The 16466-nt window shown below is 56.8% G+C and carries 9 protein-coding genes and 1 tRNA gene; 3 read left to right on the top strand and 7 right to left on the bottom strand.

What is annotated here, in order from left to right; translation table 11 throughout:
- Positions 1-180 precede the first annotated feature (180 nt).
- Together J3T95_RS07045 and J3T95_RS07040 are read right to left on the bottom strand one after the other, a co-directional pair.
- Complete coding sequence (locus J3T95_RS07045) at positions 181-1131, bottom strand: carbohydrate ABC transporter permease (protein WP_267450919.1); 951 nt, start codon at positions 1129-1131, stop codon at positions 181-183.
- A 29-nt stretch (positions 1132-1160) separates the two neighbouring features.
- Positions 1161-1895 (bottom strand): ABC transporter permease subunit, encoded by a 735-nt coding sequence (locus J3T95_RS07040; protein WP_267450918.1) that lies wholly within the window; start codon positions 1893-1895, stop codon positions 1161-1163.
- 825 nt (positions 1896-2720) lie between these two features.
- On the opposite strand from J3T95_RS07040, the gene J3T95_RS07035 reads away from it, so the two are divergent.
- Complete coding sequence (locus J3T95_RS07035) at positions 2721-3386, top strand: DedA family protein (protein ID WP_220236714.1); 666 nt, start codon at positions 2721-2723, stop codon at positions 3384-3386.
- Positions 3387-3464: 78 nt separating this feature from the next.
- Here J3T95_RS07035 and J3T95_RS07030 read toward each other — a convergent pair whose 3' ends face one another.
- The 5 genes from J3T95_RS07030 to J3T95_RS07010 form a co-directional block, all read right to left on the bottom strand.
- On the bottom strand, positions 3465-6548 hold the full coding sequence (locus J3T95_RS07030; protein WP_267450917.1) for a glycoside hydrolase family 3 N-terminal domain-containing protein: 3084 nt from the start codon (positions 6546-6548) through the stop codon (positions 3465-3467).
- An 86-nt stretch (positions 6549-6634) separates the two neighbouring features.
- Positions 6635-8674: an alpha-xylosidase gene (gene yicI / locus J3T95_RS07025; protein WP_267450916.1), complete on the bottom strand. Its 2040-nt coding sequence runs from the start codon at positions 8672-8674 to the stop codon at positions 6635-6637.
- A gap of 87 nt (positions 8675-8761) precedes the next feature.
- Positions 8762-10006, bottom strand: coding sequence for a glycoside hydrolase family 1 protein (locus tag J3T95_RS07020; protein WP_267450915.1), 1245 nt, complete (start codon positions 10004-10006; stop codon positions 8762-8764).
- Between the two features lie 28 nt (positions 10007-10034).
- Positions 10035-12914 (bottom strand): family 78 glycoside hydrolase catalytic domain, encoded by a 2880-nt coding sequence (locus tag J3T95_RS07015; RefSeq protein ID WP_442863937.1) that lies wholly within the window; start codon positions 12912-12914, stop codon positions 10035-10037.
- Positions 12915-12951: 37 nt separating this feature from the next.
- The gene (locus J3T95_RS07010) at positions 12952-14337 is read right to left on the bottom strand and encodes an MFS transporter (RefSeq protein ID WP_267450914.1); all 1386 of its coding nucleotides are present in this window, start codon (positions 14335-14337) and stop codon (positions 12952-12954) included.
- Between the two features lie 308 nt (positions 14338-14645).
- Here J3T95_RS07010 and J3T95_RS07005 point away from each other — a divergent pair, with 308 nt between their 5' ends.
- Both J3T95_RS07005 and J3T95_RS07000 read left to right on the top strand, forming a co-directional pair.
- Positions 14646-15473, top strand: a complete 828-nt coding sequence (locus J3T95_RS07005; RefSeq protein WP_267450913.1) for an IclR family transcriptional regulator — start codon at positions 14646-14648, stop codon at positions 15471-15473.
- Between the two features lie 315 nt (positions 15474-15788).
- A tRNA-Ala gene (locus tag J3T95_RS07000) sits at positions 15789-15861 on the top strand.
- Positions 15862-16466 lie beyond the last annotated feature (605 nt).

Here is a 16466-nt window from a genome sequence, read left to right as displayed (position 1 = left end):
CTTGATTGTTGTTGCTTGGTCCTTCCGGAATGATCTGCCCCGCTTAGGAAGGGGTCGGCTCCCCCGATCCGTTTTCCCTTCTCGATCGGCCGGAACCATCCGCCCCACTAACGTCTCCCACTGGCGGGTCCGTCCGAATGCCATCCCGGCCGAATGCCGTCTTGCGGGAGGGCGTACGGTTCACCCCTTGACGGCGCCGAGCATCATGCCCTTGACAAAGTAACGCTGGAAGAAAGGATAGACGAAGAGGATGGGCAGGACCACGATCACAGCGACAGTCATGCGGATCGAGGTCGGGGTCTGCTGTGTGGCCATGGCGGCCGCATTCAGAGCGCTGCCCGTGCCGCTGGCCTTGACCGAGGAAGCCAAAGCGGCTGCCTGGTTGATGTAGAGGTAGAGCACATACTGCAGGGAGTAGAGCTTGGAATCCGACATGTAAAGCAGGGTGTCCTGGAAGGAATTCCACTGGCCCACGGCCGAGAAGATGGCCACCGTGGCCAGGATCGGCGTGCACATAGGCAGGACGATCTTGAAGAAGACGGTCAGGGTGCCGGCGCCGTCCACCTCGGCCGCCTCCTGGAGGGAAGAGGGGATGGATTCGATGTAGGTCTTCACCAGGATGATGTTGAAGGGCTGCACGATGGCCGGCAGGATGTACACCCAGAAGTTGTTGGTCAGACCCAGGTTCTTCATCGTAATGAACATGGGAATCAGGCCGGCATTGAAGTACATGGTCACGATGACGAACCGATACCAGAAGGACCGGTGCCACATCTTCTTCTGAGTGAACATAAAACCCAGGAAGGCGCTGGCCATGACGGTCAGGGCCGTGCCGATCACGGTACGCCCCAGAGAGACCATGGCAGCATCCCCCAGGCCCTCCAGCTTGAATACGGCTTTGTAATTCTCCAGGTGGAAGCCCTTGGGGATCCAGTTGACATCACCAGCCGCACTCGCATCATTGTCGGAGATGCTGTTGATGATCAGGTAGTAGAAGGGATATGCACAGATGAAGGCGAAGAGGATAAAGAAGGCAATGTTGAAAACATTGTAGACCTTCTCTCCCCCTGATCTGCGAATCAGATGGGACCCGTCCAGGGTCTTGGCGGATGTATCGATGGCGTCACTCATATTTCAGCTCTCCTTTTCCGCTCGGGACCTCAGATGATCGACTCGCCGCGCACACGTTTGGACAGTGTGTTGACACTCAGTAAAAGGACTACGCTGACCAGGGATTTCAGCATGGATATGGCAGTAGCGAGAGAGAGGCTGTTCTGGCCCATGCCCACGTTGTAGACATAGAGGTCAAGCACCTGGATGTGCTTGAGGTTGAAAGCGTTCTGGAAGACGAAGTACTGGTCCATCCCATTGTTCAGGAAGTTGGAAACCGACAGGAGCAGGAGAACGAAGTAGATGGGCATCAACTGCGGAATCGTCACATGGATGATCTGCTGGAACCGGTTGGCGCCGTCCACTTCGGCGGCCTCGTAAAGCTCCGGGTCAATACCGGCGATGCCCGCCAAGTACATGATGGACCCCCAGCCCAGCCCCTTCCACAGACTCCAGGCCAACATCTTCAGCCAGGTGTGCGAGTCGGAATCAAGGAACTTTATGGGGTCTGTGATCAGGTGGAGGTTCATCAGGGTCTCGTTGACCATGCCGGAGGAGGAGAACATGGCGAATGCCACGGCGTAGACCAGGACCCAGCTGATGAAGTTGGGCAGGGTAGTCAAAGTCTGGACGACGTTCTTGAACCAACGGGCCTTTATCTCGTTGAGGGCGATGGCGAAGAAGAGGGGGAACATGCTGGTCAGGATATTCAGGCCGCTGATTGCGAAGGTGTTGATGAGCACCTGCCAGACCGCACGGAGCTGGGCGGGGTTCTGGATCATCATCTCGAACCACTGGAGGCCCACGAATTTGCTCTTCGACAGAGGGATCGGGGGCTGGTAGTCGAAGAAGGCGTAAACCCACCCGAACAGAGGCAGATAGCTGAAGAGGACTACGAAAATGAGAAGGGGAACGATGAGGAGCCAGAGATTGAAACTCTGGCGCTTAGAGGACTCTGCCCTCCCTGGAAATCGTCTCTTCCTCTTCGGGGCGGGCGCTTGCGCACCACGGGACAGCGTCGCTTCGGACGCGGAAGACCCGACGGTCCGAGACGACGCTAACATCTTGATGATTAACCTGCACCCTTCCTCCTTCGGTCAGCTACTTCGCTTCTTCGAGTGCGGTACATGGTCACATGGAATACAGCCATGTATTCCCACTTTGGTCTTCCCAAAGTCTCGTAAATAGGATATTAAACTAACAATTCTTCTTTTGCTAATTAGACTAGCAGGGAAATCCCATTAATCGCAAATAGGAAACGCCTCTTGCTATCACTTCAACAGGTCTGTCAGGCAGGGCATCCGCAGACAGCAACCCATGAAAAACGGCTGCCTTCCACCCGCCCGTCAGGAGGACCCAACGACCTGGCTGGACCGGAGTTATCGATGACGGCTTCGACGATGGACAACGGTCGTTGCCGTTCCCATGAATAAGACACCGTTGTGAATAAGACGCCGTGGGAATAACCTGCCCTCCCCCTCACAGGCCCAGTGCCGGCCGATGGTTGTGTCTTCCTCGCAAGGGTCTGGTAAAGACCAGCCTGCCGTGAACCAGACTTGTTACAGTTTGAAACGGTTCGTGTTTCAACATAACAGGACGGTCTTTGACAAATGGGATTCATACACTGGCTCATCAACCTACTCAAAGATCCGCGCAGCGCCATCGCGGGGTGGATTGCCATGGGACTGGTGCCCACATATGCATTCATCTTCCTGATCGTCTTCATCGAGACGGGCGTGGTCTTCATGCCCTTTCTGCCCGGTGATTCCCTCCTATTCGCTGCCGGCGTCTTCGCACACGACCCCACCAGCGGAATGGCATTGGATATCCTCCTGCCCGTCGTCTGTTTGGCCCCGATCCTCGGCGACCAGAGCAACTACTTCATAGGGCACTTTTTCGGACGGGCCATTATCAGGTCAGGCAGAGTGAAGGCCCTGACCCCGGAGCGGCTGGCCAAAACAGAGGGGATGATAGATAAGTGGGGACCCTTGGCCGTTTTCTTGGGCCGCTTCTTCCCCTTCATCAGAACCTTCATGCCCTTCATCTCGGGAATCTCAGGAATGAAGTGGAGCCGGTTCACCCCCTTCAGCGTTCTTGGAGGCCTGGTCTGGTCTACCCTCTTCACCCTCCTGGGCTACTTCTTCGGTGGCATCACGGCCGTCCAAGAGCATTTCGAACTGGTCATCATCCTTATTCTGCTCATATCGGTTCTACCCACGGTCATCGGCCTGCTCAAGGCCCGATTCGGCAAAAAACGCGAGAACGCGTCGGAATAAGCACATCCGTCGGGCAACCTTGTCCAGTGCGCATGTCGATGTCAGATCTCCTCCAGGCAATATAAGGCAGGATGATTTTTACCTCCCGCGCCGACCATGAGTATGGCGTCTTAGCAGGAATCCTCCTGACAGCAGGGCCCCTTCCGCCAGGACGGCCACCGCATCCGCTGCAATCAGGCCAATTTTCCAGGGACTTGGCGACACGTCGAGACGCGACCGAGGGGGAACCCCGTTCATGGCATTGGAATTGACCGTCATATAGAGTATCCGATGGATGGCCTGACGCATGACGGCCCTCGCAGTCGGGCTGTCATAATCCTCGGCATTGAATCCCGGTGTCTGGATCATGTACATGTCGCTGCCGGCACGCAAGGCCAGGTCTCGCTCCGCATGGGACTTGGACAGGAAGAGGTCGGTGATGACCGCCCCATGAAAGTTCCATTCGCCACGCAGAATATCCGTGAGCATGCCCCGGTGGCCGAAACCAATGACACCTCCAATCAGGTTCTGCGCAGACATGATCCCGGTCGCAGCTCGCATGACCTTCCTATGCCGTTTACCCTCGGCATCCAGGTAGGGCACGGCAGTGACGGCTTCCCGGCAAGCGATCTGGAAGGGCTTGAGGTAGATCTCCCGAATCGTCTGTTCATTGGCCCAGGTGGCCAGCCCCTCTGAGCGGAAGCTTTCCTGATCGTTGAGCGCCATGTGCTTGAGGTAGCTGAACACGCCCTTATCCCCAGCCCCCTGAATGCAGGCGGCCGCCAGCTTGCCGGACAGGAGACCGTCCTCGGAATAGAATTCGTAGACGCGCCCGGCAAAGGGGGAACGGTGTATGTTGACGCCAGGCGCGTACCATCCATTCAGCCCGGAATGCAGCGCCTCCTCGCCCAGGCAGGAGCCCATACGCCGAAGAAGGTCCGTGTTCCAAGTGGCACCCATCACATTGGCTCCGGCCCAGGAAGATGCTCCCTTGACACTCCAGCCCATGGCCCCGTCCTTGTCGACGGTCATGGGCTTGCCCAGAGAGAAAAGATCCTTGGTCTGGTAGGCGGCCATGAACAGCAGCTGTTGGATATCGCTCCTGTCCTTTTTCCAGTCGATCTGATCCAGAAGCTGCTGCCAGCCCGGATCAGCGTAAGGTTTGGCCCGCAGATCGATCAGCGACAAACGGTTCTTACTGCCGCTGACCGGATCCTGGTCGCAATGGACCTGACTGGTCTTCCCATTGCCCAGCATCGGGTCGCTGCGGGGATCAAACCGTTCATACCGTCTGAACTCGTCCAAGGCAGACTGAGGGGCAGCCTTGGTGCGCTTTGGAATAGGTCGCGGCTGGCTTCCTCTCCAATCGCTCCGAGTCAGCTGCACCACTGAGGGATCATCCATGTAGGCGTTCAGGCTTTCGAAGTGGTTGCTGATCGGCCTCCATGTGCCCGACTCCGGCTTGCACATGGGTCTTCCCTCGTCATCAAGCGAGGACTGCGCCAGACGGTCGCCCGCCGGAAGATGCTGCCCTTGGAAAATCTGAGTGCAATCAACTGTTACCGTGGCCGAGTCGATCAGATCGTGAGCATTGGCCTTCAGCTGGATCGTATAGTCGCCCGCCTCAAGTACATAGGCACCAATGGTGCCGTCTTCGTTGGCATGATGATAGTCATATGAAGCCATGTCATCACGCAGAAAGGCGAGTATAACCTCTTGGCTGCCTCCGGGTTCAAGGGTCCCGGTTTTGGCGAAGGCAGCCAGGACTGTGGCGGATTTCTCGATATGCTCTGCTCTGTCATGCTCGGTATAAGGAGCCGAATAATATAGCTCCACCACGTCCTTGCCCGGTCGCGAACCGATGTTGGTTACACTCACTCTTGCTTCAATGAAGCCGTCATCGCGCAGGTGCACACGGCCAAGCGTCTGTCGGAAGCTGGTATAGCTCAGGCCATAGCCGAAAGGATATGCTACGGCGCCCGGCGACTCCACTGCTCCTTTGCCGTCCAGTTGTCCATAACTGAACTCCGAGTCTTCAAGGGCTGCGGTCTCATAATACCGGTATCCCAGGTAGATGCCTTCCCGGTATTCGACAAAAGGCCTGTCGATGGTTCCGAAGCCGCCATGGGGCATCAAATCGCCGATAAGGGTCCGATCGGTAACAGAGGCGTTGTTGTAGTGGAACTCACCGAAGTCAGCAAAAGTAGGATCTGCAGTGAAATCGGTGGGGTAGGTATCGGTCGTCCTTCCCGATGGGTTGACCGTGCCGGCCAGAATGTCGCTGAAGGAGTCAAATCCTCGTGATCCGACCGTTCCGATCCACAGGATGGCGTCGACTTCATGAGGGCCGCCCATCAACGGACTGAGCTCTATCGGGTTGGCCGTGTTCAGAGCCACCACTACTGCGCCGCAGAGCCGCTTAGCCGCGTCGATGGTATCCAGCTCAGCCTTGGTCAGAGCCAGATAGTGGCGGGTCCCGTCCTCATAGGGCTCTGTCCGTTTGTCAATGCCTTCCGACCCGCCCCTCCTTATCATTACCAGTCCCACCGTTCCGGTGACCCGCTCCTCCAAGTTCCTATAAATGGATGGATCATATTCCGGGATCTGGGCTGATCGGCCCTTGTCCATGACCGCCTGAAGGGAATTCCTGTCGGCATCCAAGGGCCTGGTGCCCGCAGCTGCTTTAGGATAGGAGGTCTTAGCCGATTGCATGGCACGGCAGGCGCTCTCGTCAATTGAAAAATGCCGGGCAAGGGCCTGGGCCGGGGTCACCCGGTCCCGGTCGGCCGTCGCGGCAGCCCCAGTCCCAGCGTAGGCTGGATCCAGATAGGCCCTGCCAAAAGGCGTAATACAGGTACCTTCCTGCAAGGGCAGGAGATCCTTGTTCTTGAGAAGCACGATGCCTTCGTTGGCCATCTCCTGGGAGACATGGTCGCTGGCAGCCTTGGCCGTCTGGAGCGAATCTGTGACAGGCTGGTAGTACCTTGCGTCCCAGCCATGGGTCCCCGGAGCTCTGTCAATTCTTAATTGTCCTGGGCCAAGGTAGCTGTCCAAAACGTTAGCGAACAGTTTTCCAGCCACGTTCCCAGCTCCCATGACCAAGGGCAGGGCCACTGCCAGAACCGACCGGGCCTTTTCTCCGGAACCAGATCGACACAGCCTGCCATCAATCTTTCTATTCATAGGACCCTCCCTTGCCTAGTAATGTGAATAAACGCCCATCCCGCCGATTCCCGCAGTGAAAGCGAGAAACCGACGGGCGGCTGAGCTCAGACAGCCAATGGATCCGTACCGGGTCGAACCAGAACCGGCAGCGTGTGGTAGTCGTAGGTCTCCTCACACCAACGGCCTGGCTCATAGCTCTTGTGAGTGAGAAGATTAGTCCAAGGCTTTCCTGACTGGTCGCCGCCGGCATCCGGCACGTAGAAGCGAGCGCTGCCATCCTCAGAGAAAATGGGGGCCACCAGGATGTCATCACCCAGCATGTATTGAGTGTCAATGTCCTCGCAGGTGGGATCGTTCTGGAATTCAAGAACCATAGCCCGCATCATGGGCAGTCCAGTCTCATGGGTCTCCATGGCCATCTTTTTGAGGTAAGGAACCAACTTGAGTTTGAGCTTGGTGAATTCTCGGGCCACGTCCACAGCCTCGTCGCCGTAAAGCCAAGGCACCTTGTACTCCCGGGATCCATGATAACGAGAGTGGGAGGAAAGAAGACCGAACTGGGTCCAACGCTTATACAGGTCAGGGGTGGGCTTGTCCTCGAATCCTGCGATATCATGACTCCAGTAGCCGAAGCCCGACATGCCGAAGGACAAGCCGGCCCGGAGGGATTCGGCCATGGACGGATAGTTGGACCAGCAATCGCCGCCCCAATGCACAGGGAACTGCTGACACCCCGCCGTGGCCGAGCGAGCGAAGAGGATGGCCTGGTCGACGCCCTTGACCTGGGCAACCAGATCATAGACCGCCTTGTTGTAAAGGTAGCTGTAGTAGTTGTGCATGATGTGCGGATCCGAACCGTCGTGGAAAACGACACCTTCAGCAGGAATTCGCTCGCCGAAATCAGTCTTGAAGCAATCCACGCCCTGGTCCATAAGGTGCCTGAGCTTGCCTTGATACCAGGCGGTGGCCTCAGGATTGGTAAAGTCCACAATGGCCATGCCCGCCTGCCACTTGTCCCACTGCCAGACTTGGCCATCGGTTTTCTTGATGAAGTAGCCTTTGGCAGCACCTTCGTCGAAGAGCGGCGACTTCTGGCCTATGTAAGGGTTGATCCAAACACAGACCTTCAGCCCGCGGTCGTGAAGCCTGGCCAACATTCTCTCAGGATCAGGGAACTTGTCCGGGTCCCAGATAAAGTTGCTCCACTCAAGTTCCTTCATCCACCGACAGTCAAAATGGAAGACGCTCAAAGGGATGTCTCGCTGGGTCATGCCATCCACGAACTCCATCACGGTCTTCTCATCGTAATCAGTGGTGAATGAGGTCGACAGCCACAAACCGAAGCTCCAGTCGGGCACCAGAGGCGGCTTCCCAGTCAAATCAGTGTAGGTGTTCAGCACGGATTTAAGGTCTGTGCCGCCGATGACGCTATAGGCCAGCTCCTGACCCGGCACAGAGAACTGGACCCTGGTGACGCGTTCCGACCCAACCTCGAACGAGACCTCGTCAGGACTGTCGACGAAGAGTCCATAGTTTTTATTGCTCAAATAGAAGGGGATGTTTTTATAGGCCTGATCGGTATCGGTGCCTCCGTCGGCATTCCAGATATCGACACTTTGGCCGTTCTTGACGAAACTGGTAAAGCGCTCGCCCAGGCCATAGATCTTCTCGCCGACCGCCAGATCCATCTGGTCGGACATGAAGACCTTACCTTGGGGATTGACCACCATGCCCTTGGAACGGAAGCCGGTACTGGTTATAACCTTGCCATCGAAAGAATATTTGAACGAAGGGAAGTCACCCTTGTCGACTTTCAAACTCAGGCGTCCGGAAGTGAAAGTCCAACCCTGATCATCTTCATTGATGATAACATCCGGATCGGTCGCATTCAGGCCGAAGGCCGGACAATGGCTTCGATCCGTCCGGTAATTGATCAGACGCGTAGTGATGATGTCAGTCCTGGGGCTGGTTATCTCAATGGTCATGATGCCGCCATCGACCGTTTGCCCAGCCTCATGGATGGGCCAACCGTACGGACAGTACAGGGTAAGCTTTCTAGGTTCGTTCTTGGCCTGGTAGACATTGGCCGCGTAACGGACATCAAAGCCTTTTTTGACCATCCACATGCCATCTAGAAATTTCATGGTTTGCTCCTTTGCTTGCTTCGTTGCTTCATTGTCGGGTTACTACAGATGCTCATCTGAAGATGCCAGAGCCTGCCTACGGGCTGCTCAAATCACCGTCTGAGCCACCAGCTTTCGGTAAGTCTGGGCGCTACCCTTGGGGATCCGGTCATAGGTGCCGCCTGACCGGTCCACAGAACACAGACCGTAATGCATGTCATATCCGCTGATCCACTCGAAGTTATCCAGCAGGGACCAGTGGAAGTACCCCAGGAGCGGAAAGCCATCGCGCGCCAGATCCACTAGGGGCGGCAGAGACCTGATGATGAAGCGGGAACGCACCTGGTCATCGCCGGTGCATACCCCGTGCTCGGTCACTAGGACGGGTAGACCGATCAGCTCCCGTATGTAGATCAGGGCATTGACCAAAGAGCCAGCACAGACCGGTGCACCGGATTCGCTGATATCGACCCCTTTCGGAGTTGCCAGTGGACCTTGATCGCCCATGGTTTCGCGTTCATAGTTTTGCACCCCAATGAAGTCATCACCTTGAACGGCCTGGATCCAAGGCCGATAACAGGCATCTCTTCGGGCCTGAGCCAGGGACTTACCCTTCTCACTGACATAGCTCTCGTCAATGACCGCCAGAGACAGGCCGACTGGCAGGTTCGGGCACTGGGAACGTATTGCTTTCACCGCGCAGGCATGAGCATTCCGGAAGCCCAGCTCCAATTGCTCGACTTCATCGGGAATCACCACATTACCAACACGATAACGCTCGACGCCAGCCTTGCGGCTGGCTGCTTCCAAGCATCGACGCTGGGCTTCAACAGCCTGGACAGATAGAGCACCAGTGCTGAGGACCCTGGGCAGATTGGGTTCATTAAATGTTACAGCCATGGCCACCCGATCACCCAGGACCTTCAGGACCCTTATGCACTCATCGGCAAATAAGGAGGGGGCATCAGGATTAAACCAGCCTGCCTTGGCACCGAACCATTGCGGACAGGCGAAATGGCTGAGAGTAATCAACGGGGTGATGCCACGCTCCAGACATCCGTCGACCATGCGGTCGTAATGGTCCAGAGCGGATTGGTCCACGACCTTTTCCTCAGGTTCTATACGCGCCCATTCCACCGAAAACCTGTAGGCATTCAAGCCTATGCCCGCAACCAAGTCCAAATCATCCTGCCAGCGCTCCCAGCTCTTGCAAGCCGACCCTGCCGGTTCCTTGAAAACCGTCGGTTGCACATGCTCCAGAAAGCTGATATCGGATGTGGTGTCGCCTCCATCCACCTGGTGCCCGGCTGTGGAAACTCCCCAAAGAAAATGATCAGGAAACACTCTTGCCACGGTTGCCCCTCCTCTTGCTTCAAATCAATCATTGATCAAAATCCTGGTTCTTGGCCTGTCCTGCTGTGACAAGCCCATGCCTCTGCAGAAATCCGGCTACAGCACTCTCGATGGCTTCAGCATCCGGGAGGAAACCCTGCTGTGATGCGACCTGAGGAAGTTCGTCGACAGGAGCATCCAGCCAAGGTTTTGCAGCGGCGCAAAAGCTGAGATCGGCCTGACTGCCTCTGTAGGAAGGAGAGCCAGTGGCCAACAAGGTCCGGATCAGATCAGCCAGCAGATCGGGGGCATCAATCAGGTCGCGTATGGCGCTAATCCGGGTTTGCCTTTTCGCTCTGGCGTTAGGATCCGGCAGGGTCCAGGAATAATCGCCATGGTCGCAACGACCACTGACGCCCCCTGGCAATGCCAGAGTCGCACTGACGCCGACCGGCAGCGACAAATGCACATCGACAGCGGCGCTGGAATCCTGGCGCTGCCAGGACAGATTCACCGGCCCGTATGGGGTTACCAGACGGAGTTCAGCGAATGAAAGCTGCGGGATTATCAGTGGAGCTGCAGCGACCTTGCGCCAACCGGCCGCATCCATACGCAGGCCAGCCAGCCCCTGAATCAGCCAGGAGACCACAGAACCCAGCGCGTAATGGTTGAAGGAGGTCATGCCATTAGGGTTGATTGACCCATCGGGCAGCATTGAATCCCACCGTTCCCAAACCGTGGTAGCGCCCATATCCACCTGGTATAGCCAGCCAGGGCAATGGTTTTGAAGGACCATCCGGACAGCCAGGTCGGCATGTCCGCTGATGGTCAGCGCCTGGCATATGAACGGCGTGCCCAAGAATCCGGTGGAAATACGGAATCCGCTGGCTCTTACCAGATCCGCCAGGCGTTCGCCCGCTCCTTGACGTTGTCTGTCGGTCTCCAACAGATTCCAATCCAAGGCAAAAGAATAGACTGAGGGGCAATCCGAAAGAATGCGCCCATTCGGGCTGACATATTCGTCGCGAAAACCCTGAGCCATGCCATCAGCCAAGGACTGATAATGTTGCTCCTCAGTCCTTTGCCCCAAGCAGGCATGGGCCCGGGCAACGAGAGCGGCCGAATGGGCAGCGAAAGCAGTGGCGACCACGTCGGGATTGGCTTTGGATTTCATGGGCTCGTCCGCCGGCGCATCAGGATCCAGCCAATCGCCGAATTGAAAGCCTCCCCGCCACAGGCCTCGACGGGTCAGAGTCTGGACTCCGTCGACGAACCGGTCCATCATGGGCAGAAAGCGGCGAAGTACGTCTGCATCGCCAGTCGCCCTGTAAAGAGCCCAAGGTACCAGCACCGATGCGTCGCCCCATCCGCAGGTCAGACGAGGTCCATCCAGAACATCAGGGACCACCAGTGGAATGCCCCCGTCTTCTGCCTGGCTGTTAGCCATGTCAGTCAGCCAGGAGGAGAGGAAGGCATCAGCATCGAAAAGCTCAAGTGCGGTTGGCGCGAACATGGCGATGTCTCCGGTCCATCCCAGACGCTCATCCCTTTGTGGACAGTCGGTGGGCACGGTGATGAAATTATCCATGGTGGACCAACGGACGTTCTCGAACAAACGGTTGAGTCGGGCGTCCGAACAAGTAAAGGACGCAGTGGGCTCCATGGCAGCCGAGATAAGGCAGGCTTGAAAATCACCTGCCTTCACATCGGCATCGGGCTCCAAGCCCTCCACCTGCACATAGCGGAACCCATGCTGGGTGAACATAGGCTCGACCATTTCGTTGGCAGCACCGGAGAGAATGTACTCGTCGGTGGCCTTTGCCCGGCGCAGGGGTTTCAGAGCCAGTTCCCCATGATCCAGGACCTCGGCATGGCGCAGACGCAGGCGGTCGCCAGACTTGCCTCCTCTGACCACCATACGGACCCAGCCGGCAACGTTCTGCCCGAAGTCGACGACTGTTCGGCCTGATGGAGTGGTGATGATTTTCTGACCTGGCACACGACGAATGATCCGCGCCTGAGGGGCCTCCTGAGGTCTGATGCGCGCGTGGGGCATGGGCATCAGTTGTACGGGGCGTACAGCTCCTTGGGCTTCCAGCAGGGGAATTCTCATATCCCTGCATTCGCCGTCGTAGAGGTCATTCGACCTTATGGGCGAGGGATGCCAGGTCCATTGATCATCGCCGCTCAGGACCTGTTCCCCCCGACTGTCCAACCACTCCAACTGGGCCATGAGCCACAGGCGATCACCATAGAAATCAGTGAGGCGCTGCCAACCTAGGTGCCCCCGGTACCAGCCGTTGCCCAACAGGACATCCAGCCGGTGGCTTCCTGGCATCAGTACATCAGTCAAATCGTAGGTCAAAGCATTGATTCGGTGCCGGTAATCGGTCCAGCCCGGACATAGCTGATCCTGACCGATACGTTGACCGTCCAAATAAGCAACAAAGAGACCTCCTGCCGTCAAATGAATCCGGGCCTTGGCACAGGTTCCTTCCACAGTAAACATTCTGGAGAGCACCGGTGCTGGGTCTGCTCTTCCGACTGGATCATCTGGCGACACCGGGCAGCCCGACCACTCTTGGTTAGAGAGGAGACCGCATTCAACCCATGCTGTGTCCGACCAAGGCGACCAGATGCCATCTTGGCCAGCGACCCTGACCCTTACAGCGGCGGATTCTCGGGACTCCAATGGCTCACCGGGCCAGGGCAGACAGATCTGATCCGCCACATGCAGGCGATGTACGCTCACACGACCGTGATGATCAGTGATCTCAACTTCAGCATCTTCTTGCCTCCAGCCTTCAGGCGCCCTCAACAAGCGCCAGGACAAGGACGGGCAAGGCTGGCCGTAGCCCAATGCGCAACCGGTCCAAGCTCGGTGCCCGAACCGGACCGGCGATACTTCCAGCCTTGCCGAATCAACCATTATCGATGCCCTTCCTTGCTTGCCTTTCGGCCGATTACTACTTCACGCCCTTGATCAGCGGGATGGCAAGAACGCTGCAAAGGCTCAGAGCCGCCGCGATAAACCAAAGCAGTCCGTAGTTGTGTCCGCCAGCGGTGTTGATGATTATAGGGGCCGCAGCCAGAACGACCACACTGGACAGGTTGATTGCCAGCCCGAAAACGCTCATGTCCTTGCCTGTGTCCTCGCTGTTAGGCAGGACGGCCGCGCACAGCGCCAGATCAACGGTCAAGTACATGGCCTGACCCACAGCGAACAGTTCCCATGCTATAAGGAACTGTGTGAAATTGTGAGAAGTCGCACCAAGGCAGAGGGCCGCCGCCATAAGGATGGAAGCCAATATCACGAAGGGCTTCTTGCGTCCCAAATGATCTGTCAGGAATCCGGAGCCCGTGAAGAAGATGATGGAAATAGGCGCCGAGCACAAGGTCAGGAAACCAGCCTTGCTGCCTACCTGATTCAGGGGGATATGCAGTCCAGAGATCAGGTAGTAGATGAAATAGGACTGCATAGCGGCCATGGCCAGACCGACCAGGAACCGCGATAGCCAGGTCCAGCCGAAATTCGGGTATTTCCGCGGGTTGACAAAGAAGGTGCCTATGAATTTCTGCACGTTCATAGGCGGCACCTCGCTCCTGGTCTTGGCAGGATCCTTGTAAAGCAGCAACAGGGGAAGGGATGCAACCAGGCCCAACAGCACTGGAACCGTCATCAGCAGAAGACCATTGCCTACCAGAGCACCGGTAAGATAAGTACCGACCGAGAAAGCGAGGGCTCCGCACAGGCCCATCAAACCCATGACCGTGCCACGACGGTTGTCGGGCAGCCCTTCGACAGCGATCACCGAATAGGCATTGAAGGCCGACTGCATGCCCATGGCCGACAGGATGAAGAAGACTCCCATCACCCAGACGTTGCTGGACAAACCGACCACGGCCCCGCAGACGATGGAAAAGAGCAGTCCGCCCAGAATCCAAGGCCTGCGACGACCAAAGCGGCTGATTGTACGGTCTGACAGAGCGCCGGCCAGGGGCATCATGAAAAGCATGAGGAATGTGCTCACCGAGGTTATATGGCTGTAGACCGAATCTTTCCTGTCCGGCATGATCGCTGCGATATGCAGCGACAGCGCCGTGCCCAGGCTCATGTTCATAATGTAGAGGCCAATGGCCGCAATGAGCACCAGGACGATCGTCTTGCGAGGGTTGGGAAATTCAGGCGGAAGATATCCAGGATCGCGACTGGGCTGCACTGTCTTGTCGGTATCTTCGACACTGGCATGTGCCTGCTCTGACGGCCCAACCGTATCCACCGGAGCAGCAGGTTCTCCGACCTTGGGCCCATTCGGGGACTGATCCCTGTCTCGCTCAACTGCATTGCTCATCGCAAGCCCTCCTTTGGACTTCTTGCCATCGGCCGACGTGACGTACTCGACCTTGAAACGTTGACCTCCCGCCCAAGTCCCGTCGCCGCACTGACCTACCCATAAATCATGGACTTTGGACAGACACAGGTGACAGGATTACGGACGGAGCTTGGACTCTGTCCGCACCGGCTCGTGTGATCCGTCATGCCTGCCTCCTGTGAGTTGATTTTGTTGTATAGGTTTTTCATCGCAGATTTGAAACCGACTTCCGCTGAGTGGAAATTCCGTCGTCCTTGCCCTCCCTAGAGCCGTAGCTTGTAAGCAAGATGACCGAGTACACAATGATGTATCAGCAGGAATCAGAGGTCCGGAAGCACAGACGCACCGGCGTGCTGGACCGTACATTCGCGATCCTCGACTGCTTTACTTCCGACGAACCCACACTGACCCTTACACAGATCACCCGACAGACAGGGCTGGCGGCCAGCACCGCCAGCCGACTGCTGAAGAGCCTGTGCGAACACGGAGCCCTGATACGCGAAAGAAGCGGAGGATACTCCATCGGGCCAAAACTCATGGAGATCGCTCAATTTGCCCGCCCAATGCTCTCCATCAGGGAGGCAGCCTCGCCGATTCTCGATGATCTAAACAGGACCACAGACCAGCACATCCAGCTGGGCACGCTGGATGGGACGGAGATGGTCATCCTTGATCGCAGAGAGGGCAAATACCCCATACCGATCTACTACCATATAGGCGACCGACTGCCCCTGGCCCCCACAGCAGCGGGCCGGACCTTGCTCGCCTATGCCGGGCCAGGCATCATCGGGCAGGTAGTGGACACCGGGACCTTCACCTGGCCTACCTGGCAGATCCCCCGCCCCACCTCTGATGAGCTGATGGCCTCGCTGGCTCTGATCCGCCAACGCCGTGTCGCGGTACTTCAGACCCCAGGCGCATCGGTTCATTCGCTTGCGGCGCCAATTTTCGGAAGGACCAACGCGGTCATCGCGGCTGTCAGCATCGTTCTATCAGCTGAGAGCACTAGAGTGGAACGTTATGTGCCGCTTATCAAAGCAGGGGCCACTGCCATATCCAGAAGGGTAAACGGACCCAAAACGTCACGGATACTGCCGCCTTGGGACCAAGCCTGAAATGCCGCGTGCACAGTAAATTCATACCGAGGACGCCCGCTGATAAGGCGATCTGCTGCACGAACCACGGCAGCGCATCCGACCTTGGGGAACAGCATCAGGCATCAGAGGTCTGAGCTATCGGGTAAGCCATGCTTCACCACAATCACAGAAAAAAAAAAGCCGTGGAGAGAGGCAAGCCTACGAGTGAATCTATCACGAATGAATCGATAGTCATCCCCGACAGCGCGTTGCCGGCAACCCGAAGGAATTGCGTTTGACCGGAGCACGCGCTAAAATCACCTTCTGTTGTTCGGCTGCGGTCGAGCAACGAATGGGGCTGTAGCTCAGTTGGTAGAGCGCTTCGTTCGCATCGAAGAGGTCGGGGTTTCGACTACCCTCAGCTCCACTTTCATAACGGCTCCCAGCAGATACGCGATTCTGTCCAACACTTCACCAAGTCGGATGTCAAGTCGGGCACTATTTAAAGCGGAGAGCAAAAAGACCGTCACAACATGGGCTGCGACTGAGATTGCCTCGGAAACGAAGAGCCCGGTTCTAGAATGATCCTTGCGAAGCAAAGTCACACGGGCCCACTGCCAACGATTGCTTGTAGGGGGAAGCCTTGCCATACAGATCAGGAAATTCTCCTTGGCAGTGCCGATTAACGAGAGCAATCTAATGACCGCCAGTAGGGGCACGGTCAGAGGAGGATTATGATGAAAAGAACAACGGATATTGCCCGTCAGGCCGCTCTAAGCCGCCTCGTCGATCTCCTTGAGTGTGACATCGAAAAAGAAATACATCAGGTGAGCATAGATTCCTGAGCCTAACCTCAGTAGACAAGGATAAGGGTTAGCTAGCTGTTTCTCTATAAAGCTGGCATGATGTGTGTCGCCCAAGTTGTTCAGCGGAAGGTAGACGGCGCCTGTGGAGTAAACTTAGGAGAACATCAACACCAGAATTAATGTGAGGAGCCTCACTTTACGTCCCGCAAATTGCAATCGTATACGG

This window comes from Bifidobacterium sp. B4079, assembly GCF_026537385.1.
Lineage (GTDB): Bacteria > Actinomycetota > Actinomycetes > Actinomycetales > Bifidobacteriaceae > Bombiscardovia > Bombiscardovia asteroides_I.
Note: the sequence above shows the minus strand (reverse complement) of the source record. Positions and strands in the feature narration are given on the sequence as shown.

Bases quoted from the DNA above. Each gene is read 5' to 3' on its own strand.
- J3T95_RS07045 (WP_267450919.1), bottom strand. From the start codon at position 1,131: ATGAGTGACGCCATCGATACATCCGCCAAGACCCTGGACGGGTCCCAT.
- J3T95_RS07040 (WP_267450918.1), bottom strand. From the start codon at position 1,895: ATGATGATCCAGAACCCCGCCCAGCTCCGTGCGGTCTGGCAGGTGCTC.
- J3T95_RS07035 (WP_220236714.1), top strand. From the start codon at position 2,721: ATGGGATTCATACACTGGCTCATCAACCTACTCAAAGATCCGCGCAGC.
- J3T95_RS07030 (WP_267450917.1), bottom strand. From the start codon at position 6,548: ATGAATAGAAAGATTGATGGCAGGCTGTGTCGATCTGGTTCCGGAGAA.
- yicI (WP_267450916.1), bottom strand. From the start codon at position 8,674: ATGAAATTTCTAGATGGCATGTGGATGGTCAAAAAAGGCTTTGATGTC.
- J3T95_RS07015 (WP_442863937.1), bottom strand. From the start codon at position 12,914: ATGGTTGATTCGGCAAGGCTGGAAGTATCGCCGGTCCGGTTCGGGCAC.
- J3T95_RS07010 (WP_267450914.1), bottom strand. From the start codon at position 14,337: ATGAGCAATGCAGTTGAGCGAGACAGGGATCAGTCCCCGAATGGGCCC.
- J3T95_RS07005 (WP_267450913.1), top strand. From the start codon at position 14,646: ATGACCGAGTACACAATGATGTATCAGCAGGAATCAGAGGTCCGGAAG.